The organism is Burkholderia sp. AU4i (assembly GCF_000466765.1).
Lineage (GTDB): Bacteria > Pseudomonadota > Gammaproteobacteria > Burkholderiales > Burkholderiaceae > Burkholderia > Burkholderia cepacia.
Genome location: NZ_ASSI01000053.1, coordinates 1 through 20,237 on the forward strand (window position 1 = coordinate 1; position 20,237 = coordinate 20,237).

The window sequence follows — 20,237 nt, forward strand, 5'->3', positions numbered from 1 at the left end:
GTCGTGCTCGGGATCGCGCCGTGGAATGCGCCGGTGATTCTCGCGACCCGTGCGCTGGCGATGCCGCTCGCATGCGGCAACACGGTGGTGCTGAAGGCGTCCGAGGGGTGTCCGGGCGTGCACCGGCTGATCGGCAGCGTGCTGCACGACGCAGGGCTCGGCGACGGCGTGGTCAACGTGATCACGCATGCGCCGCAGGACGCGCCGGCGATCGTCGAGCGGCTGATCGCGAACCCGGCGGTGCGCCGCGTGAACTTCACCGGTTCGACACGCGTCGGCCGCATCGTCGCGACGCTCGCCGCGCAGCACCTGAAGCCGGCGCTGCTTGAACTCGGCGGCAAGGCGCCGGTGCTCGTGCTCGACGACGCCGATCTCGACGCGGCGGTCGAGGCGGTCGCATTCGGCGCGTTCTTCAACCAGGGGCAGATCTGCATGTCGACCGAGCGCGTGATCGTCGATCGCAAGGTCGCCGATGCGTTCGTCGAACGGCTCGTCGCGAAGGCGCGCACGCTGAAGGCCGGCAACCCGGCCGCGCCGGGCGTCGTGCTGGGCACGCTCGAAAGCGCGGCCGCCGCGCAGCGGATCGCGGCCATGGTGGACGACGCGCGCGCGCACGGCGCCGCGCTGCCGCTCGGCTGTGAAGTCGACGGCGCGGTGATGCAGCCGACGATCGTCGACGGTGTCACGCGCGACATGCAGCTGTATGCGGACGAATCGTTCGGGCCGGTGGTGACCGTGCAGCGCGTCGACGGCGACGCCGCCGCGCTCGCGGCCGCGAACGACAGCGAGTACGGGCTGTCGGCGGCGGTGTTCAGCCGCGATATCGCGCGCGCGATGCAGGTCGCGAAGCAGATCGAATCGGGTATCTGCCACATCAACGGCCCGACGGTGCACGACGAGGCGCAGATGCCGTTCGGCGGCGTGAAGGCAAGCGGCTACGGCCGGTTCGGCAGCAAGGCGTCGATCGCCGAGTTTACCGACCTGCGCTGGATCACGGTCCAGACCGCGCCGCGTCACTACCCGATCTGAGCCGTCCCGGGCGCCGCGGCGCCCCAGATAAGACAACGACACAATGAAGTCTCCGCCCGGCGCGCGCACGCGCGCGGGGCGGAACCGACCGGAGACAGAACTTGGATGCGGATCCGACCCAACTGCGCGACGCGGCTGCCGCCCAGCGCGTTCCCGCCGGCTATCGCCCCGTGGCGATCGGCACGGCGCCGCCGGAGATCGTGCAGCGCGACGGCTGCTGGACCTTGCGCGCGACGACCCCGCTCGGCGCGTACCCACGCCGGCTGACCGACCGGCTCGCGGGCGGCGCGCGCGCGCATCCGGACCGCTGGCTGGTCGCGCGGCGCGGGCCCGACGGTACGTGGATCGGCATCACGTATGCGCAGATGCTCGAGCGCGCCCGCGCGATCGGCCAGGCGCTGCTCGATCGCGGGCTGTCGGCCGAGCGGCCCGTCGCAATCCTGTCGGGCAACGACCTCGAACATCTGCAACTCGCGTTCGGCGCGATGTGGGCCGGCATTCCGCATGCGCCGCTGTCGCCCGCGTATTCGCTCGTGTCGAGCGATTACGGCAAGCTGCGCCACGCGCTCGCCGTGCTCACGCCGGGGCTGGTCTTCGCGTCGGACGGCGCGGCGTTTCGTGCCGCGCTCGACGCGTCGGTGCCGCCTGATGTCGAGCGCGTGGTCGTGTCGGCACCCGACGGGATGGACGGCGTCACGCGTTTCGCGTCGCTGCTCGACACGACACCGGGCAGCGTCGATGCTGCGCACGATGCGATCACCGGCGACACGATCGCGAAATTCCTGTTCACGTCTGGGTCGACACGGCTGCCGAAGGCGGTGCCGACCACGCACCGGATGCTGTGCAGCAACCAGCAGATGCTGCTCGAGACGTTTCCGCAGTTCGGCCTGGAGCCGCCGGTGCTGGTCGACTGGCTGCCGTGGAATCACACGTTCGGCGGCAGCCATAACGTCGGCATCGCGCTGTACAACGGCGGCACGCTGTACATCGACGACGGCAAGCCGGTCGCCGGCAAGTTCGGCGAGACGCTGCGCAACCTGCGCGAGATCGCGCCCACCGTGTATTTCAACGTGCCGAAGGGCTGGGAAGAGCTGGCCGCGGCGCTCGAAACGGATGCCGCGCTGCGCGAAACCTTCTTCTCGCGCGTGAAGATGTATTTCTTCGCGGGCGCCGGACTGTCGCAGGCCGCGTGGGACCGGCTCGAGCGCGTGACGCTCGCGCACTGCGGCGAGCGCATCCGGATCATGGCGGGCCTCGGGATGACCGAGGCCGCGCCATCGTGCATGTTCACCACCGGGCCGGTGTCGGGGGCCGGCTACATCGGCCTGCCCGCGCCCGGCTGCGACGCGAAGCTGGTGCCGGTCGACGGCAAGCTCGAGGCGCGCTTTCGCGGGCCGAACGTGATGGCCGGTTACTGGCGCGCGAGCGGCGACGACGCGCGCGAGGTGTTCGACGAGGAGGGCTACTACCGCAGCGGCGATGCGGTGCGTTTCGTCGATCCCGCGCGGCCGGAGATCGGCCTGATGTTCGACGGGCGTATCGCGGAGGATTTCAAGCTGTCGTCAGGCACCTTCGTGAGCGTCGGGCCCATGCGCGCGCGGATCGTATCGAACGGCGCGCCGTACGTGCAGGACGCGGTCGTCACGGGGATGAACCGCGACGACGTCGGCGTGATGATCTTCCCGCGCGTCGACGATTGCCGTCGCCTGGCCGGCGCGGCACCGGACGCCGACGTGCGCACCGTCCTGCAGGCGCCCGCGGTGCGGGCGTTCTTCGCGGGCCTGCTCGAGCGCCTGAACCGCGATGCGACCGGCAGCGCGACGTTCGTCACGCGGCTGTGCGTGCTCGATACGCCGCCTTCGCTCGATCTCGGCGAAGTCACCGACAAGGGCTCGATCAACCAGCGTGCGGTGCTCATGCACCGTGCGGCGGTGGTCGACGCGATGTACGAACCGGGCGCGGCCGACGCGGGCGTGATCGTCGCCGGCACGGCGCGCCGCGCATGAGGTGCGCGCGATGAGCAACGCGTATTGCGCGCCGTTGCGCGACATGCTGTTCGTGATCGGCGAATGGCTCGACGCGCCGGCGCTGTGGCGCCGCGTGCCCGACTGGGCGGAGCTCGACCTGTCGACCGCCGGGCAGGTGCTCGACGAAGCCGCCCGCTTCGTGGTCGAACGCATCGCGCCGCTCGATTCGACCGGCGATCTCGAGGGCTGCCGGTTCGACGGTGCCGGCGTGACGATGCCGGCGGGCTTTCGCGATGCGTACCGCGACTACGTCGACGCCGGCTGGCCGACGCTCGCGCTCGACGCCGATTGCGGCGGCCAGGGGCTGCCGCATCTGCTCGACGTCGCGCTGCAGGAGATGCTCGCAGGGGCGAACCATGCGTGGCTGATGTCGCCGGGGCTCACGCACGGCGCGGTGGCGTGCCTGCGCGCGCATGGCGGCGAGCGCCTGAAGCGCGACGTGCTGCCGAAGATCGCGAGCGGCGAGTGGCTGACGACGATGTGCATCACCGAGCCACAGGCGGGCAGCGATCTCGGCCTGCTGCGCACGCAGGCAGTGCCGGACCCGGCCGCCGACGGCTACCGGATCAGCGGCAGCAAGCTGTTCATCACCGGCGGCGAGCACGACCTGACCGACAACATCGTGCACCTCGTGCTCGCGCGGCTGCCCGATGCGCCGGCGGGAACGAAGGGGCTGTCGCTGTTCGTCGTGCCGAAGTGGCTCGACGCGCCGGGCGGCCGCGTGCGCAACGGCGTCTGGTGCGACGGCATCGAGAAGAAGATGGGGCTGAAGGCAAGCCCGACCTGCACGATGCGTTTCGACGCGGCCGCGGGCTGGCTCGTCGGCGAGCCGCATCGCGGGCTCGCATCGATGTTCGTGATGATGAACGCGGCGCGCCTGCAGGTCGCCATGCAGGGTGTCGGGCATGCGCAGAGCGCATGGCAGGCCGCGTCGGCCTATGCGCGCGAGCGCGTGCAGGGCAGCGCGGCGCCGATCGCGCAACACGCCGCGATCCGCCGCATCCTGCTCGATGCGCAGGCGATCGTCGAAGGCGAGCGCGCGATCGGCTACTGGATCGCGCACTGGCTCGACGTCGCCGCGCACGATCCGCAGCCGCCGGCACGGCTCGCGGCGGCGCGGCTGGCATCGTTGCTCACGCCGGTCGCCAAGGCGTTCTTCACTGCGAACGGCTTCGCGGCCGCGTCGAACGCGCTGCAGGTATTCGGCGGCTACGGCTACGTTCACGAATACGGGATCGAACAGACGGTGCGCGATTGCCGCGTGTCGATGCTGTACGAAGGGACCAACGAGATCCAGGCGATCGATCTGCTGGTGCGCAAGGTGCTGGGGGATCGCGGCGAGGCGCTGCATGCGCTGCTCGAGTTGATTCGCGCGGAAGCCGCGCAGAGCGTCCAGGCGGCAGCGGACGAGCGGGCGAGGGACGCCGGGGCGCGCGTCGCCACGCTGTGCGCAGACCTCGAGCGCGTGACGGCCGGCGTGATCCGCGCGAGCGAGCACGATCCGGATCTGCCCTACCGGGTCGCGGACGACTATCTCGCGCTGGTCGGCTGGCTGCTGCTCGCGTTCGCGTGGGCGCGCACGCTGCGCATCGTCGGCGATGCGCCAGGAGACGATTCGTTCCGTGCGGGCAAGCGCGCGGTCGGCACCTACTTCTTCGACTATCCGCTCGCGGCATTCGCACACCGGCTCGCGCTGGTGGACGCGGGCTGCCGCGCGGCGCTGCCGGTTGTCGCGGCGTAAGGTTTGTCCGAGCCGGGTGTGGGCGGCCCCCGGGGCGGCTCGCCGGCCGGCACGAGCCGCCGTGCGGGCCGACCTACGGGGCCGACCTACGGGGCCGACCTACGGGCCGACCTACGGGCCGACATAAGGGCCGATTACGGGCTGATATCCGGACCGCGTGAGGTAAGATGGCCCGCGATCCTCCTTCCGACACGTTCATGAGTTCGACACCCGTCAAACCGGCCGGCCCGAAACGCGCGGCCCGCGCCAGCGAAGCCAGGCCGCGCGCGCGTTCGCAGCAGCGGCTTACCTACCTGATCGGCAATCTCGACCGGCTGCTGCGCCGCCAGATGAGCGATGCGCTCGTGCCGCTCGGTGTGACGCTCGCGCAGTACACGGCGCTGTCGGTGCTCGAGGCGCGCGGCGCGCTGTCCAATGCGCAACTCGCGGTGCGCTCGTTCATCACGCCGCAATCCGCGAACGAAGTGATGGTTGCGATGGCCGCCCGCGGCTTCGTGACGCGCGAGGCCGATCCCAGCCATGGCCGCGTGATCCTGCTGCGTCTGACCGACGAGGGCTCGGCAATCCTGCGCGAATGCGAGCAGGTGCTGCGGCCGCTCGAACGCCGGATGCTCGGCGACGACGTGAGCGCCGACGACGTCGCGCAGGTTCACCGCACGCTCGAGCTGTTCGTACGCAACCTGCGCGACTGAGCACGCCGCCGTCGCGTCTTTCGTTCCGGTTTCTCCGGCCGCGCGGGGCCATGCCGCGGCATGGCGCGGGTCGCGAACGGGTTGCGGGTTAACACCGCGCTCGCGACACTTGAAATATCAGGTTACCTGTTATTAAATCATCCCGTCCCTCGGCGGGATTTTCTTTCGGGTTCTTAATCAGGTTACCTGATAAATAGACGAAACCCGATCACGATAAAGCAAGGACACCGCGCATGCGTTCCGCGTATGCCGCGCGAGTCACGGTTAGGAGACAGCATGGACACTTCCGTTGCCGCAAGGTCGGCCGTCGCGACGACGCTCGGCCTGTGTTTCGCGATCGCATTGCTCGAGGGGCTCGACCTGCAGTCGGTCGGCGTCGCGGCACCGCGCATGGCCCACGAATTCGGGCTCTCGGTTTCACAGATGGGGCTCGCGTTCAGCGCGGGCACGTTCGGCCTGCTGCCGGGCGCGATGCTCGGCGGCTGGCTGGCCGACCGGGTCGGCCGCAAGCACGTGCTGATCGCGTCGGTCTGCCTGTTCGGGCTGCTGTCGATCGCGACCGCGCAGGTGTCGAGCTTCGCGATGCTGGTCGCCGTTCGTGCGCTGACGGGCCTCGGCCTCGGCGGCGCGATGCCGAACCTCATTGCCTTGTCGTCGGAAGCGGTTGACGCACGCTCGCGCAGCAGCGCGGTGGCCGTGATGTACTGCGGGATTCCGTTCGGCGGCGTGATCGCGTCGCTGATCGGCGTGCTGCTCGCAGGCGACACCGAATGGCGGCACATTTTCTATGTCGGGGGCGTCGGCCCGCTGCTGCTCGCGCCGCTGCTGCTCGCACTGCTGCCCGAATCGCGTGCGTTCCTCGACGTCAGCGCATCGGGCGCGGCGCGCCCCAGCGTCGGACAGACGCTGTTCGGCGGCTCGCGCACCGGCACGACCCTGGCGTTGTGGCTCAGCTACTTCTGCACGCTGATCGTGCTGTATTTCCTGCTGAACTGGCTGCCGTCGCTGATGGCCGCGAAGGGGCTCGCGCGCAGCCAGGCCGGGATCGTGCAGATCTTCTTCAACATCGGCAGCGGCCTCGGCGTGCTCGGCATCGGCATGTCGATGGACCGCTTGCGTCCGTCGCGCGTGGTCGGCGGCATGTACGCGGGGATCGTGCTGTCGCTTGCCGCGCTGGCGATCGCGCCCGGGCTCCTGTGGCTGTCCGCCGCCGCGTTCGCGGCCGGGATGTTCGTCGTCGGTGGCCAGTCGGTGCTGTATGCGCTGGCCGCGATCTATTACCCGACCGCGATGCGTGGCACCGGCGTCGGCTCTGCCGTTGCCGTCGGCCGCCTCGGCTCGGTGGTCGGGCCGCTCGCCGCCGCCGAACTGCTCGCCATGGGCCGCAGCGCGTCGGTCGTGATCGGCGCGAGCATTCCCGTCACGCTCGTCGCCGCCGTCGCTGCGCTGATGCTGATCCGGCGCCCGCAGGCGCACGACTGATTTCTTCCCATTTCAACCACGAGCGCCGGTAGAGCGCGATTACGACACAGGTCTGGAGACGAACACCATGAAGCACACCAAAGCCTTGCTGGCGGCCGGCGCATGCGCGCTGGCCGCGACCGGCGCGCACGCGCAGTCGAGCGTGACGCTGTACGGGATCATCGATACGGGCGTCGAGTTCGTGTCGCACGCGAACGCGGCCGGCGACCACGTGGTGCGCATGCCGGGCGTGACGGGCGAGCTGCCGTCGCGCTGGGGCCTGCGCGGCACCGAGGATCTCGGCGGCGGCTACCAGGCGGTGTTCACACTCGAAAGCGGTTTCAACGTGCGCGGCGGCGATCTCGGTCAGGGCGGCCGGTTGTTCGGGCGGCAGGCGTTCGTCGGGCTGAAGGGCGGTTTCGGCACGCTCGCGTTCGGCCGCCAGTACACGATGACCTATCTCGCGCTGCAGGGCGCGGACATCATCGGCCCCGACATCTACGGGCTCGGCTCATTCGATGCGTACGTGCCGAACGGCCGCTCCGACAACGCGGTGACCTACGTCGGCACGTATCGCGGCGTGACGCTCGGCGCCGCGTATTCGTTCGGCCGCGACGGCGCGGGCACCGGCAACTCGCCGGGGCAGGGCACGTGCGCGGGCCAGGTGCCGGGGGATGCCACGCAGTGCCGCAACTGGTCGGTGATGCTCAAGTACGACAGCGCGTATTTCGGCGCGGCGGCGTCGTACGAGGAGCAGCGCGGCGGCACCGGCGCGGCCGCCAACTTCTTCGACGGCGTGGCGCCCGTTCCTTTCACGAGCAGCGGCGGCAAGGACGCTCGCGCGCACGTGAGCGCGTATGCGCAGGCGGCCGGCGCGCGGATCGGCGCGGGCTGGATCGGGCGGCGCGTATCGACCGGTTCGCCGGCCGCGCCGGGTGCGCATTCGGACCTGTTCTTCGTCGGCGCGTCGTATGCGGTGAAGCCGGATTTCGTCGTCGACGGCGAGGGCTACCGGATCGTCAACAGCGCGCACGACACGCGCGCGACGATGGCCACGCTGCGCGCGACCTATCTGCTGACCAAGCGCACGGCCGTCTATGCGCAATCGTCGTATCTGTGGAACAGCGCGCATGCGCGCTACGCGGTCAGCGGCGGCGGGCCCGGCACGACGCCCGGCGAAGGGATGGGGCAGCTCGGCGCGATGGTCGGCGTGCGGCACATGTTCTGATTCGGCAGCCTGACGAACGAGGGATATCTTGAACAGAAAATCTGCATTCCTTTGCATTGCGCCGCTGTCCGCGGCGGCGATGCTTGCCGGGTGCGGCGGCGACGATTCGGTCAACGCCACGCCGACACATATGAGCGCCGCGACGCCGGCCGCGATGACGCAGACCTGCGACGCGCTCGCCGCGAAGCTCGCGTATGCGAACACGTCGTTCACGTCGGTGACGACCGCGGCCGCGGGCGCGCTGACGGTGGCCGGCAAGCCGGTCGCCGAGCACTGCGTGATCGAAGGGAAGATGAACCAGCGCGTGAGCGCGGTGGACGGCAAGACCTACGCAATCGGCTTCGAGATGCGCTTGCCGAAGGCGTGGAACGGCCGTTTCTTCTACCAGGCGAACGGCGGGCTCGACGGCAATGTCGTGACCGCGACCGGCGAGATCGGCGGCGGCGGGCCGCTGAACGATGCGCTGAACATGGGGTTCGCGGTGATCAGTTCGGATTCCGGGCACAGTGCCGCGCAGAATCCGCTGTTCGGCCTCGATCCGCAGGCGCGCATCGACTACGGCTACGGCGCGGTCGACGCGCTCACGCCGATGGCGAAGCAGGTGATCCGGCTCGCGTACGGCAAGGCGCCCGACCGCAGCTATTTCGGCGGCTGCTCGAACGGCGGCCGTCACGCGATGGTCACCGCCGTGCGCAACCCGGCCGACTACGACGGCATCATCGCGGGCGATCCGGGTTTTCATCTGCCGAAGGCGGCGATCGGCGAGATGTACGGCGCGCAGCAGTTCGCGAAGATCGCCTCGGCGACCGGGACGAACGGGCTGCCGGACATCCGCAGCGGCTTCACCGACGCGGAGCGGCAGTTCGTCGGCGCGAAGATCCTCGAGAAATGCGATGCGCTCGACGGTGCTACCGACGGGATGGTGCAGGACGTCGCCGCGTGCCAGGCGCACTTCAGCGTCGAGTCGGACGTCCCGACTTGCGCGAACGGCACGCGCACGGGCGCCTGCCTGACGCCCGCACAGAAGACCGCGCTCGAGAACGTGTTCACGGGCGCACGCAACAGCGCGGGTACGGCGCTCTATGCGGGTTTTCCGTACGACCCGGGCATTGCCGGTGGCGGCTGGGCCGCGTGGAAGCAGTCGAATTCGATCACGCTCGATCCGGCCGCGATGGCGTTCACGTTCTCGACGCCGCCGAAAAGCGCCGCGACGCTCGCGAACCTGCCCGGTTTCGCGCTCGGCTTCGACATGGACAACGACGCACCGGCGATCTTCGCGACGAACGGTACGTACACGCAATCCGCGTGGACGTTCATGACGCCGCCCGACGAGACGAACCTGTCCGCGCTGAAGGCGCGCGGCGCGAAGCTGCTCGTCTATCACGGCACGGGCGACCCGGTGTTCTCGTTCGACGACACGCGTGACTGGTATGCGCGGCTCGCACAGGCGAACGGCGGCGATGCGTCGGATTTCGCGCGCCTTTATCCGGTGCCGGGGATGAACCACTGTTCGGGCGGGCCGGCGGCCGACCAGTTCGACCTGCTGACGCCGCTCGTCGCGTGGGTCGAGCAGGGGCAGGCGCCCGCTACGGTGGTGGCCGCCGCGCGCGACGCGACGAACGCGGTGCCGAGTGCGGATGTGCCGGCGTCATGGGGCGCGGGTCGCACGCGCCCGCTGTGCCCGTATCCGCAGGTGGCGCGCTACAACGGTTCTGGCGACGTGAATTCGGCGGCGAGCTTCAGTTGCCGCTGACGTAGCCGTCGATGGGAAACGGCCGGTGCGCGCGATCGCGTGCCGGCCGCTTCTTGTGTGCAACCGCTCACGCATTCACTCATTCATTCGCCCGGATCGACCGGCACTTCGAGCCCGACCTTCACGCGGCTCATGCTCACCAGCGTCTTGAACCGCTTCACGTTGTTGTTCGCGAAGAACAGCTCGCGCGTGAGCGCGTTGTACTGATCCATGTTGCGCACCGCGACGATCAGCACGAAATCCCATTCCCCCGTCACGTAGTAGCACTGCTGGATCTGCGGGCAGCGCTCGAACGCACGCTTCATCGCGTCGAGCTGGTCGATCTGCTCGCTTTCGACCTCGACGTTGACGACGATCGTCAGCGGATGATCGACCTTGTCCGGTGCGATGACGGCGGTGTAGCGCTCGATCACGCCGTCGTCCGCGAGACGTTTCAGGCGCCGGTTCACGGCCGCGGTCGACAGGTTGACGCGCGCGCCGAGTTCGCTCTGCGGCGTCTGCGCGTCGCGCTGGATTTCCATCAGCAGCTTGCGATCGAACGCATCGAGTGAGGTGGTCATGATGGGGCGTGAAACCTCGAAAGAATGAGAAATTTTTGCGTATGAGCGGTCGATTCGGCGATTTTATTGACCGGGATGCGCAATATTATTTTTCCAACCGACGGCGAGCGCAACCCGCGCTTGCCCGATCCGATCCACCCGACTGGCCGCCGGCGCGGCCCTGTTCCCGAGCCTTTCGCCATGCTGATCGCCAACCCCCGCGCATCGCGCGCCGCCTATCCCCACGCGCTGCGACGCGTGATGAACATCGCGTCGGCCGACGAAAGCGGCGCGTGGCTGTCGCACTGGCCGCTCGTCGGCCACGCGCGCACGCCGCTTCGCGTGCTGCCGGATCTCGCCGCGCGGCTCGGCGTCGCGAGCGTCAGCGTGAAGGACGAGTCGTGCCGCTCGCCGCTCGGCAGCTTCAAGGCGCTCGGCGCGCCGATCGCGCTGGTGCGGCTCGTGAAGCGGCTGCGCCGCCAGCAGGATCTCGATCCGCAAGGGCTCGTCACCGGCCGCTACGCGTCCGAACTGGCCGACCTGACGGTGATCAGCGCGACCGACGGCAATCACGGCCGCGCGCTCGCCGCCGCCGCGCGCGCGATCGGCTGCGGGTGCGTGATCGTGCTGCACGCGAACGTCGATGCCGAGCGTGAGCGTGCGATCTCCGCGTACGGCGCGCGGATCGTGCGCATCGCGGGGAACTACGACGAGTCGGTGGTCTGCGCGGCGCAGCTCGCGCAAGCGAACGGCTGGTATGTCGTGTCGGATACGTCGTACGACGGCTACGAAGCGATTCCGCGCGACGTGATGCAGGGCTACGGCGTGATCGCCGCCGAGGCCGCCGCGCAGGCGGCGCGGGACGACGGGCGGCCGTTCACGCATGTGCTGCTGCAGGGCGGCGTGGGCGGCCTCGCCGCAGGTGTCGCGAGTTATCTGTGGGAGCGCGACGGCGTGGAGCGGCCGCATTTCATCGTCGTCGAGCCGCGCCAGGCCGACTGCCTGTACCAGAGTGCACTGGCCGGGCGTGCCACCAAGGCGACCGGCAGCGTCGATTCGGTGATGGCCGGGCTCGCGTGCGGCGAGGCGTCGCCGCTGGCGTGGGATTTCCTCGAGATGTGCATCGACCATTTCATGCTGATCGACGACGAAGACGCGGTGCAGGCGATGCGCGGCCTCGCGGCCGGCAGCGAACGCGACGTGCCGGTCGTGGCCGGCGAATCGGGCGCGGCCGGTATCGCGGGGCTGGACGTGCTGATGCGCGACCCGGCACGCGCGCGGCAGGTGGGGCTCGACGCGCATTCGCGCGTGCTGGCGATCAATACGGAAGGCGCGACGGCGCCGTCCGTGTACCGGAGCTGCGTCGGCGAGGCGGCCGACGCCGTGCTCGCGCGGCAGCGCGACTGGCTGGACCGCGCGACGGTGGCGGCCTGAACGACATCACGACCGACTACGACCGACTACGACCGACTACGACCGACTACGACCGACGAGGCAAACGCAATGGACGCAATGGACGCAATCGACGAAAGCACGCTGCAGGGCCAACTGAAGACCTGGCGCCGCCACCTGCACCAGCATCCGGAGACGGGTTTCGAAGAGGTGAACACGTCGGACTACGTTGCGCGCATCCTGACGACGCTCGGGCTCGACGTGCATCGGGGGATCGGCGGCACGGGGCTCGTCGCGAACCTGACGGCCGGTACCGGCAAGCGCGCGATCGGCATCCGCGCGGACATGGACGCGCTGAACATCGCCGAGCACGCGCCTGACCGCGAACACGCGTCGCGCACGCCCGGCAAGATGCATGCGTGCGGACACGACGGTCACATGTCGATGGTGCTCGGCGCCGCGCAACTGCTGGCCGAGCGCAAGGATTTCGACGGCACGGTGCGTTTCATTTTCCAGCCGGCCGAGGAGCACGGCCGCGGCGCGAAGGCGATGATGGCCGACGGGCTGTTCGAGCGCTTCCCGGTCGACGCGATCTTCGGCGCGCACAACATGCCGGGCATGCGCGCGGGCACCTTCTCGACGCGCGCCGGCGGCATCATGGCGAGCGAGGACAATTTCGTGATCCGGATCGACGGGCGCGGCACGCATGCGGCGCGCCCGCACATGGGCATCGATCCGATCGTGATCGGCGCGCAGGTCGTGCTCGCGCTGCAGACGATCGTGTCGCGCAATCTCGACCCTGGCCAGCAGGCGGTGATCTCCTGCACGGAGTTCATCACCGACGGGCTGCGCAACGTGCTGCCGTCGACGGTGACGATCAAGGGCGACACGCGCAGCTATTCGCGCGACGTGCAGGCGCTGCTGGAAACGCGGATGCGCGAGATCAGCGAAGGGATCTGCCGCACGTACGGCGCGGCGTGCACGTTCGAGTACACGCACGAGTTCGCGCCGACGGTGAATTCGCCGGAGTGGGTCGACACGGCGGTGCGAGCCGCGGCGGAGGTCGCGGGCGCGGAGGCGGTGAACGCCGACGTGCAGCCGATGATGATCTCGGAGGATTTCGGCGCGTTCCTGCAGGCGGTGCCCGGCAATTTCGTGTTCATCGGCAACGGTGAAGCGGGTGGCCTCGGCGGCGTGCCGCTGCATAACGCGACGTATGACTTCAACGACGCGATCCTGCCGGTGGGCGCGCGGTATTTCGCGGAAGTGGCGCGGCGGGCGTTGCGGGCGGCCTAGCGGATCGACGGCCGGCAGCCTTCACGCGCCGGCCGAGCGCTGTTCCGGCGCGTCGGCCGTGCCCGTGCGATCGAGGATCGCGAGCACCTCGCGCGCGGTGTTTTCCGAATGGCTGCGCAATACCTGCGGCAGCACCGCATGGTCGGGGTCGGCGAGCGCGGCCATGATGTCCTCGTGCTCGTGCAGCGACTCGGCCCAGCGCAGCGTGTCCGTGTTCGCGGCGCCGCGTGCGCGGTGCACCTTCGACATCAGCGACGCATAGATGCCCGACAGCACGGGGTTGCCGGCCGCGTCGACGATCATCTGATGAATCTGCTGGTTCAGCCGGAAATACTCGGTGCGCTTGCCGGCTTCATGACACTCCACCATCTTCCGGTGCTTCGCCTGCAGCGCGGCGAGCGTCGCCGTGCCGATCCGCTTGCGCAGCAACTCGCCCGCCATCGCCTCGAGCCCGTGCAGCAGCTCGAACGTCGAGACCAGGTCGTCGAGGTCGATCGACGCGACGCGATAGCCGATGTACTGGCGATGCGTGACGGCGCCTTCCGCGACGAGCACCTTCAGCGCTTCGCGCAGCGGCGTTTTCGACACGTCGAACGCGAGGCTGAGTTCCTTTTCGTCGATCCGCGCGCCGGGCGGCAATTCGCCCTCGTCGATCATCACGCGCAGGCGCGCGGCGATCTCGGCGGCCATGCCGCGCGTGCGCAGAAGCAGGGGATTGCGGGGTGTCTGGCTCATGATGGTGCGAGCTTATCACGATATCGGGGCTTACCCTGTACCAACATCGTGATTAAAGAATCTCAATGAAACCAAGTGTTTACGCTAACGGTAATTATAAATTTCTAATCCTATACTCGGTTCCACGTTGCGCGACGTCCTGACCATCCTCGTCCACTCCTGGAGTCCGTCCATGTCTTCAACCTCCGGTGTCGCCGCCATGACGGTCGGCAAATCCGCTGTTCGCTGGAAGATATTCGTCGTGATGCTGAGCCTCATCGCGATCAACTACGTCGATCGCGCGTCGCTGTCCGTCGCCATGCCTTACATCTCGCAGGAGTTCAATATCGGGCCCGCGATGGAGGGTCTGATCCTCAGCTCGTTCTTCTGGACCTATGCCGTGATGCAGATCCCGGGCGGGATGCTGGCCGACCGGTTCAAGCCGCGTATCGTGATCGCGACGGCGACCGTGTTCTGGGGCTTCTTCCAGGCGATCGCCGCGTTGTGCACGAATGCACCGTCGCTGCTGCTCACGCGCCTCGGCCTCGGCGCGGCCGAAGCGCCGATCTACCCGGCCGGCGGCAAGCTCAACGCGATCTGGATGACGCAGACCGAGCGCGGCCGCGGCGCCACGCTGCTCGACGGCGGCGCGCCGCTCGGTGCAGCCCTGGGCGCGGTGCTGATCGCCGGGCTGATCGCGGTGCTCGGCTCGTGGCGGCTCGCGTTCGCGGTGGCCGGCGTCGGCACCGTGCTGGCCGGGCTGCTCGCGTGGCACTACATCCGCAACTCGCCGCGCGAACATGCGGGTGTCAACGACCTCGAAGCCGAATACATCGAGGCGTCGCATGCGAGCGATCTCGCGGCCGAGCCGGCCGGTGCGTCGGGCCGTTCGCGCGACTTCTTCAAGTACCGCTCGGTGTGGTGCATGTTCTTCGGCTGGATGTGCTTCAACAGCGTGTTCTACGGGCTGCTCACGTGGATGCCGAACTACCTGCACAAGGTGCACGGCTTCGACATCAAGCAGATGGGCGGCTCGACCTTCATCATCTTTTTCAGCGGCTTCGTCGGCGAACTGCTCGGCGGCTGGATCGCCGACAAGTGGAAGGCCGCGGGCGGCCGCCCGAACGTCGTGATGCGCACGCTGTTCGGCATCGCGGCGGTGATCGCCACGGTGTCGATCTTCTCGGTCGCGTATGTGAAGGACCCCGTCGTGTGCGTCGCGCTGCTGTCGTCGACGCTGTTCTTCCTGCGCTGGTGCGGGCTGTACTGGTGCATCCCGTCGTCGCTCGGCACGCGCAACAAGATCGGCTTCCTCGGCGGCCTGATGAACCTCGGCGGCAACATCGGCGGCGTCACCGTGCCGATCGTCGTCGGCGCGATCGTGCAGTTCACCGGTTCCTATTTCCTTGCGCTGATGGTGTTCGCGGCGGCCGGCGTCGGCCTGCTCGTGTGCTCCAGCGCGATCGACTACGAAAACAAGCTCCCCGTCTGACCGACCCCTTTCACTGCATCGACTGCATTCACTGGTAGAGAGAAACCCGTCATGAAAAAACGTACCCTGCTCGGCATGCTCACCCCGTCCTCCAACACGTCGCTCGAACCGCTGACGAGCGCGATGGTCGCCGGCCTGCCGGGCGTGTCCGCGCACTTCGCGCGCTTTCCGGTCACCGAGATCTCGCTGACGGGCCAGGCGCTCGGCCAGTTCGACGACGACAAGATCATCCAGGCCGCGCTGCTGCTCGCTGACGCGAAGGTCGACGTGATCGCGTGGAACGGCACGTCGTCGGGCTGGCTCGGCTTCGAGGCCGACGAGCGGCTGTGCGAGCGCATCACCGCGGCGACCGGCATTCCGGCCACCACGTCGGTGCTCGCGCTCAACGAGATCCTGAAGAAGACGAACGCGCACGAATTCGGCCTCGTCACGCCGTATCTCGACGACGTGCAGACGAAGATCGTCGACAACTATCGCCGTTCGGGGCTGAACTGCATCGCCGAGCGCCACCTGAACCTGAAGGTCAATTTCTCGTTCTCCGAAGTGACGGGCGACGAGATCGGCAACATGGTGCGCGAAGTCGCGGCGGCCGGCCCGCGCGCGATCTCGATCTTCTGCACGAACCTGAACGCCGCGCACCTGGTGCCTGCGCTCGAGGAGGAAACGGGCATCCCGATCTACGACACGATCTCGACCGTCGTGTGGAAGTCGCTGCAGCTTGCCGATTACGACACGCGGCAGGTGAAGGGCTGGGGCCGTCTCTTCAGCGAAGTGATCTGAGGCGGGCGCCATGTCGAACGATCTCGATTTCGTGATCCGGCACGCCGACGTCGTCACGGCGGCGGACCGGTTCTCGTGCGACATCGGCATCCGCGCGGGGCGCGTGGCCATGCTCGGCCACGGGCTGCCGCGCGCGCCGCGCGAGCTCGATGCGAGCGGCATGCTCGTGATGCCGGGCGGCGTCGATGCGCACTGCCATCTCGACCAGCCGATGCCCGACGGGCTGCGGATGGCCGACGATTTCCTGTCCGGCACGCGCTCGGCGCTGTGCGGCGGCACGACGACCGTGATCCCGTTCGCCGCGCAGGCGAAGGGGCAGTCGCTGCAGGCGGCCGTCGACGACTATCACCGGCGCGCCGACGGGCGTGCGCTGGTCGACTACGGCTTTCACCTGATCGTCGCCGATCCGACGCCGCACGTGCTGGCGGAAGAATTGCCGCGGCTGATCGCGAACGGCTACACGTCGTTCAAGGTGTATATGACCTACGACGACCTGAAGCTGAACGACCGCCAGATGCTCGACGTGCTGTCGGTCGCGCGCGAGCACGGTGCGCTCGTGATGGTGCATGCGGAGAATTCGGACTGCATCGGCTGGCTCACCGAGCGGCTGCTCGGCGACGGCCACGTCGCACCGCGTTTCCATGCGCATGCGCGGCCGGCCGTGGTCGAGCGCGAAGCGACGCATCGTGCGATCGCGTTCGCGGAACTCGTCGACGTGCCGATCCTGATCGTGCACGTGTCGGGCGCGGAGGCGATCGAGCAGATCCGCTGGGGGCAGTCGCGCGGGCTGCCGATTCTCGCCGAAACGTGCCCGCAATACCTGTATCTGACGGCCGCCGATCTCGGCCATGACGATCACGGTTATGAAGGCGCAAAGTGCGTATGCAGCCCGCCGCCGCGCGATCCGGCGAACCAGCAGGCCGTGTGGAAGGCGCTGAAGCAGGGCGTGTTTTCGGTGTTCTCGTCCGACCATGCGCCGTTCAGCTACGACGATCCGTGCGGCAAGCATCCGGGCGGGCAGGCCGTTTCGTTCGACCATATCCCGAACGGGATTCCGGGGCTCGAGACGAGGCTGCCGCTGCTGTTCGACGGCGTGCGTCACGGGCGGCTGTCGCTGCACCAGTTCGTCGAGCTCACGTCGCTGCGCCCCGCGAAGCTGTACGGGCTGTATCCGCGCAAGGGGACGATCGCGGTCGGCGCCGATGCGGACATCGTCGTGTGGGATCCGGACAAGCGCGTGCGGATCGCGAATGCGTCGCTGCATCATGCGGTCGACTACACGCCCTACGAAGGGATCGAGGTGACGGGCTGGCCGCGTCATTGCCTGTCGCGCGGCGAGCTGCTCGTCGAGGATGGCCGCCTGCTCGCGGCCGAGCCGGGGCGCGGGCAGTTCGTGCCGGCCGGCAAGCCGTACCTCGATTGACGTCCGTCGATGTGAGCGCCCGTTCCACGCGGCGGGCGCGGTTTAAGCAGGAGCAAGGATGAGTATTTCCAACGCAATGCGCGGCATCGCGGCCGCAGCGATCGTCGCCGGTTCGTGCGGCGGGCCGGCGCTGGCCGCCGGCGGCGCGCCGCAGGACATGCCGAGCGTCGTACCCGAATCGGCCGGCGTCGATTCGGCGCCGCTCGTGCGGCTGTCCGAATGGCTGCGCCGCGACCGGATGGACGTGCGCAGCCTCGTCGTCGTGAAGGACGGCAAGATCGTGTTCGAGCGCTACGGCGACGGCCTCACGCGCGATCACAACTACGAGCTGTATTCGGTGACGAAGACGATCACCGCGCTGCTCGCCGGCATCCTCGACGGCGAGGGCAAGCTCGGCCCGTCGACGAAGGTCACGCCGCTGATCGCGGCCGCGCGGCCCGATCTCGCGAGCGAACTCGCGGACAAGCGGGACATCGAGCTGCGCCACCTGATGTCGATGTCGAGCGGGCTGCGCTACACGACGCGCGAAGGCACCGATCCGCTGTACTACGAAGCACCCGACCGGCTGAAAGTCGCGGTGACGAGCCGCGCGGCGCAGCCGCCCGGCACGCAGTTCGACTACATCGACGTGAACCCGGTGCTGGTCGGCACGGCCGTGTCGATCGCCGCGCGCGAGCGCGAGGACGCGTTCGCGCGCTCGCGGCTGTTCGAGCCGCTCGGCTTCGCGCACTACCGCTGGAGTGGCGCCGACGGCACCGGCGCGGTGGCGGGCGGCTGGGGCCTGCGGCTGCGTGCGGTCGACATGGCCAAGATCGGCATGCTGCTGCTCGACAACGGCCGCTGGAACGGCAAGCAGATCGTGCCGGCTGGCTGGATCCGGCAGATGACGACGCCGTCGCCGGCCGCGGCCGATTACGGCTACTACTGCTGGATCAGTCACGTCGTCGAACACGGCACGCCGGAATTCGGCGCAATGGGCTTCAAGGGGCAGTTCATCACGGTGCTGCCCGCGCAGCGTGCGGTCGTCGTCATGACGAGCCTGCTGCCGACCGACGGCGGCTTGCGCGACGCAACCTACCTGAACCTGTATCGACGGATGGTGAACGACTACATCCTGCCCGCGCTGACGCCGGCGCAGCCGCCGGTCGAGCGCGCGGAAACGACGCAGGCACTGCGCGACGAGCTGGCGCGCAGCCGCGAGACGAAGGGCGTGCCCGGCACGGCCGCCGCATTCAACGATGCGCCGGAGATTTGACAAGGATGACGAACATGATCGCCAATCCGGACGCATGGCCCGATTCGCGGCGGCCCGCATCGCGTGCCGCGCCTTTCATGCGCCGGCTGCTCGCGCGGCTTGCGACGCTGCTGATCGGCAGCGGTGCGCTCGCGCCGGTGCCGACGATGTCGGCGGCGCATGCGGCCGATGCACTGCCGCCGCTGCATGAAACCGGTATCGAAGCCGCTGCGCCGGAGGATGCCGGCGTCGATTCGCGCAAGCTCGTCGAGCTGTCGCGCTGGATCCGCGAGCAGAAGCTCGATGTCTACAGCCTGCTCGTCGTGAAGGACGGCAAGCTGATCTTCGAGCGCTACGGTGCGAACGCGTCGCGCGATTCGACCTACGAGCTGTACTCGGTGACGAAGGCCGTGACGTCGCTCGTCGCGGGCATCCTGGTCGATCAGGGCGCCGTGCATCTCGACGAGCCGGTGGCCGCGCGGCTCGCCGCGTGGCGCCCCGACCTCGGCGGCGCGCTCGCGGACAAGCGAGGCATCGAGCTGAAGCACGTGCTGTCGATGTCGAGCGGACTGCATTACGACTTCAGCCCGAAGGACGATCCGATCTACTACACCGCGCCCGACCGGCTGAAGCTTGCTGTCTCGGCCGCGCCGAAGGTCGCGCCCGGCACCGCGTTCGAATACACCGACGTGAACCCGATCCTCGCGTCGGCGATGTTGAGCGCGGCGGCCGGCGAACCCGTCGAGCGTTATGCGCAGGCGCGTCTGTTCGCCCCGCTCGACATGAAGCGCGCGACATGGGAGCGCGCGGATCGCACAGGGCTCGTGTCGGCCGGCTGGGGGCTGCGGCTACGCGCGGTCGACATGGCGAAGATCGGCATGCTCGTGCTCGACGGTGGGCGCTGGCAGGGGCGGCAGGTGGTGCCGCAGGCGTGGATCGCGCAGATGACGTCGCCGCGTGTGTCGGCGCATTTCGGCTACTACTGGTGGATCAACAACATCGTCGAGAGCGAGCCCGAATTCGACGCGATGGGCTTCAAGGGGCAATTCATCACGGTGCTGCCGAAGCGCAACACGGTGATCGTGATGACGGGCGTGCTGCCGATTGACGGTGGCCTGCGCGATGCGGAGAACGTGAAGCTGTTCCGCCGGATGGTGAACGGCTATATCCTGCCGGCGCTCGATGGCAGGCGGGCGTCGGGGCCGGGCTCGGGCGGCGCCGATACGCGTGCGGCGCTGCGCGACGAGCTTGAAGTGAGTGCGCGCTCCGCAGGCGTGCCCGGCACGCAGGTCGATCCGACGGATCTGCCGAAGTAGCCATGGCGATACGTGTGAGGCGCAGCGTGTGGACCCGGAAGCGGGTGCGCGCGCCGACTGATCTGCGGAAGTCGCGCCGGGTGTGCGTCCGGCCGCGCCGTTGCGGGCGGGCCGGACGCG

16 protein-coding genes are annotated in these 20,237 nt (G+C 68.8%); 14 read left to right on the top strand and 2 right to left on the bottom strand.

Annotation, left to right across the window (positions count from 1 at the left end):
* From L810_RS11990 to L810_RS12020, 7 genes are all read left to right on the top strand, one after another.
* On the top strand, positions 1-1,029 hold a 1,029-nt coding region (locus tag L810_RS11990), incomplete at its 5' end, for an aldehyde dehydrogenase family protein (RefSeq protein ID WP_042974165.1).
* Between the two features lie 101 nt (positions 1,030-1,130).
* Positions 1,131-3,035 (top strand): feruloyl-CoA synthase, encoded by a 1,905-nt coding sequence (locus L810_RS11995; protein WP_021158629.1) that lies wholly within the window; start codon positions 1,131-1,133, stop codon positions 3,033-3,035.
* Positions 3,036-3,045: 10 nt separating this feature from the next.
* A complete protein-coding gene (locus L810_RS12000) occupies positions 3,046-4,797 on the top strand; it encodes an acyl-CoA dehydrogenase (RefSeq protein ID WP_021158630.1) in 1,752 nt (583 codons plus the stop codon).
* A 197-nt stretch (positions 4,798-4,994) separates the two neighbouring features.
* Entirely contained in the window at positions 4,995-5,489 is a 495-nt protein-coding gene (locus L810_RS12005) for a MarR family winged helix-turn-helix transcriptional regulator (RefSeq protein WP_042974199.1), read from the top strand.
* Between the two features lie 276 nt (positions 5,490-5,765).
* Entirely contained in the window at positions 5,766-6,971 is a 1,206-nt protein-coding gene (gene mhpT, locus L810_RS12010; protein ID WP_021158632.1) for a 3-(3-hydroxy-phenyl)propionate transporter MhpT, read from the top strand.
* A gap of 67 nt (positions 6,972-7,038) precedes the next feature.
* Positions 7,039-8,178: a porin gene (locus tag L810_RS12015; protein ID WP_021158633.1), complete on the top strand. Its 1,140-nt coding sequence runs from the start codon at positions 7,039-7,041 to the stop codon at positions 8,176-8,178.
* A gap of 28 nt (positions 8,179-8,206) precedes the next feature.
* Positions 8,207-9,931 (top strand): tannase/feruloyl esterase family alpha/beta hydrolase, encoded by a 1,725-nt coding sequence (locus L810_RS12020; protein ID WP_021158634.1) that lies wholly within the window; start codon positions 8,207-8,209, stop codon positions 9,929-9,931.
* An 83-nt stretch (positions 9,932-10,014) separates the two neighbouring features.
* Here the strand turns inward: L810_RS12020 and L810_RS12025 are convergent, their stop codons facing one another.
* Positions 10,015-10,491: an Lrp/AsnC family transcriptional regulator gene (locus L810_RS12025; protein WP_021158635.1), complete on the bottom strand. Its 477-nt coding sequence runs from the start codon at positions 10,489-10,491 to the stop codon at positions 10,015-10,017.
* Positions 10,492-10,671: 180 nt separating this feature from the next.
* Here L810_RS12025 and L810_RS12030 point away from each other — a divergent pair, with 180 nt between their 5' ends.
* Positions 10,672-11,904, top strand: a complete 1,233-nt coding sequence (locus L810_RS12030) for a diaminopropionate ammonia-lyase (RefSeq protein WP_021158636.1) — start codon at positions 10,672-10,674, stop codon at positions 11,902-11,904.
* 69 nt (positions 11,905-11,973) lie between these two features.
* Positions 11,974-13,158, top strand: a complete 1,185-nt coding sequence (locus L810_RS12035) for a M20 aminoacylase family protein (RefSeq protein ID WP_021158637.1) — start codon at positions 11,974-11,976, stop codon at positions 13,156-13,158.
* A 21-nt stretch (positions 13,159-13,179) separates the two neighbouring features.
* On the opposite strand, the gene L810_RS12040 is transcribed toward L810_RS12035, so the two are convergent.
* Positions 13,180-13,893, bottom strand: a complete 714-nt coding sequence (locus L810_RS12040; protein ID WP_042974167.1) for a GntR family transcriptional regulator — start codon at positions 13,891-13,893, stop codon at positions 13,180-13,182.
* Between the two features lie 172 nt (positions 13,894-14,065).
* Between L810_RS12040 and L810_RS12045 the strand changes: the two genes are divergently transcribed.
* The 5 genes from L810_RS12045 (at position 14,066) to L810_RS12065 (ending at position 20,117) form a co-directional block, all read left to right on the top strand.
* Positions 14,066-15,364 (top strand): MFS transporter, encoded by a 1,299-nt coding sequence (locus L810_RS12045; RefSeq protein ID WP_021158639.1) that lies wholly within the window; start codon positions 14,066-14,068, stop codon positions 15,362-15,364.
* A gap of 51 nt (positions 15,365-15,415) precedes the next feature.
* Complete coding sequence (locus L810_RS12050) at positions 15,416-16,144, top strand: maleate cis-trans isomerase family protein (protein WP_021158640.1); 729 nt, start codon at positions 15,416-15,418, stop codon at positions 16,142-16,144.
* A gap of 10 nt (positions 16,145-16,154) precedes the next feature.
* Complete coding sequence (hydA, locus tag L810_RS12055) at positions 16,155-17,567, top strand: dihydropyrimidinase (protein ID WP_021158641.1); 1,413 nt, start codon at positions 16,155-16,157, stop codon at positions 17,565-17,567.
* 58 nt (positions 17,568-17,625) lie between these two features.
* On the top strand, positions 17,626-18,822 hold the full coding sequence (locus tag L810_RS12060; RefSeq protein WP_021158642.1) for a serine hydrolase domain-containing protein: 1,197 nt from the start codon (positions 17,626-17,628) through the stop codon (positions 18,820-18,822).
* Positions 18,823-18,899: 77 nt separating this feature from the next.
* Entirely contained in the window at positions 18,900-20,117 is a 1,218-nt protein-coding gene (locus L810_RS12065) for a serine hydrolase domain-containing protein (protein WP_042974201.1), read from the top strand.
* Positions 20,118-20,237 lie beyond the last annotated feature (120 nt).

What these genes read in the sequence shown, in the direction of transcription:
- L810_RS12000 (WP_021158630.1), top strand. Translation starts at nt 3,046, where the DNA reads ATGAGCAACGCGTATTGCGCGCCGTTGCGCGACATGCTGTTCGTGATC.
- L810_RS12040 (WP_042974167.1), bottom strand. Translation starts at nt 13,893, where the DNA reads ATGAGCCAGACACCCCGCAATCCCCTGCTTCTGCGCACGCGCGGCATG.
- L810_RS12060 (WP_021158642.1), top strand. Translation starts at nt 17,626, where the DNA reads ATGAGTATTTCCAACGCAATGCGCGGCATCGCGGCCGCAGCGATCGTC.
- mhpT (WP_021158632.1), top strand. Translation starts at nt 5,766, where the DNA reads ATGGACACTTCCGTTGCCGCAAGGTCGGCCGTCGCGACGACGCTCGGC.
- L810_RS12065 (WP_042974201.1), top strand. Translation starts at nt 18,900, where the DNA reads ATGCGCCGGCTGCTCGCGCGGCTTGCGACGCTGCTGATCGGCAGCGGT.
- L810_RS12030 (WP_021158636.1), top strand. Translation starts at nt 10,672, where the DNA reads ATGCTGATCGCCAACCCCCGCGCATCGCGCGCCGCCTATCCCCACGCG.
- L810_RS12050 (WP_021158640.1), top strand. Translation starts at nt 15,416, where the DNA reads ATGAAAAAACGTACCCTGCTCGGCATGCTCACCCCGTCCTCCAACACG.
- L810_RS12045 (WP_021158639.1), top strand. Translation starts at nt 14,066, where the DNA reads ATGTCTTCAACCTCCGGTGTCGCCGCCATGACGGTCGGCAAATCCGCT.
- L810_RS12025 (WP_021158635.1), bottom strand. Translation starts at nt 10,491, where the DNA reads ATGACCACCTCACTCGATGCGTTCGATCGCAAGCTGCTGATGGAAATC.
- L810_RS12035 (WP_021158637.1), top strand. Translation starts at nt 11,974, where the DNA reads ATGGACGCAATGGACGCAATCGACGAAAGCACGCTGCAGGGCCAACTG.
- hydA (WP_021158641.1), top strand. Translation starts at nt 16,155, where the DNA reads ATGTCGAACGATCTCGATTTCGTGATCCGGCACGCCGACGTCGTCACG.
- L810_RS12005 (WP_042974199.1), top strand. Translation starts at nt 4,995, where the DNA reads ATGAGTTCGACACCCGTCAAACCGGCCGGCCCGAAACGCGCGGCCCGC.
- L810_RS12015 (WP_021158633.1), top strand. Translation starts at nt 7,039, where the DNA reads ATGAAGCACACCAAAGCCTTGCTGGCGGCCGGCGCATGCGCGCTGGCC.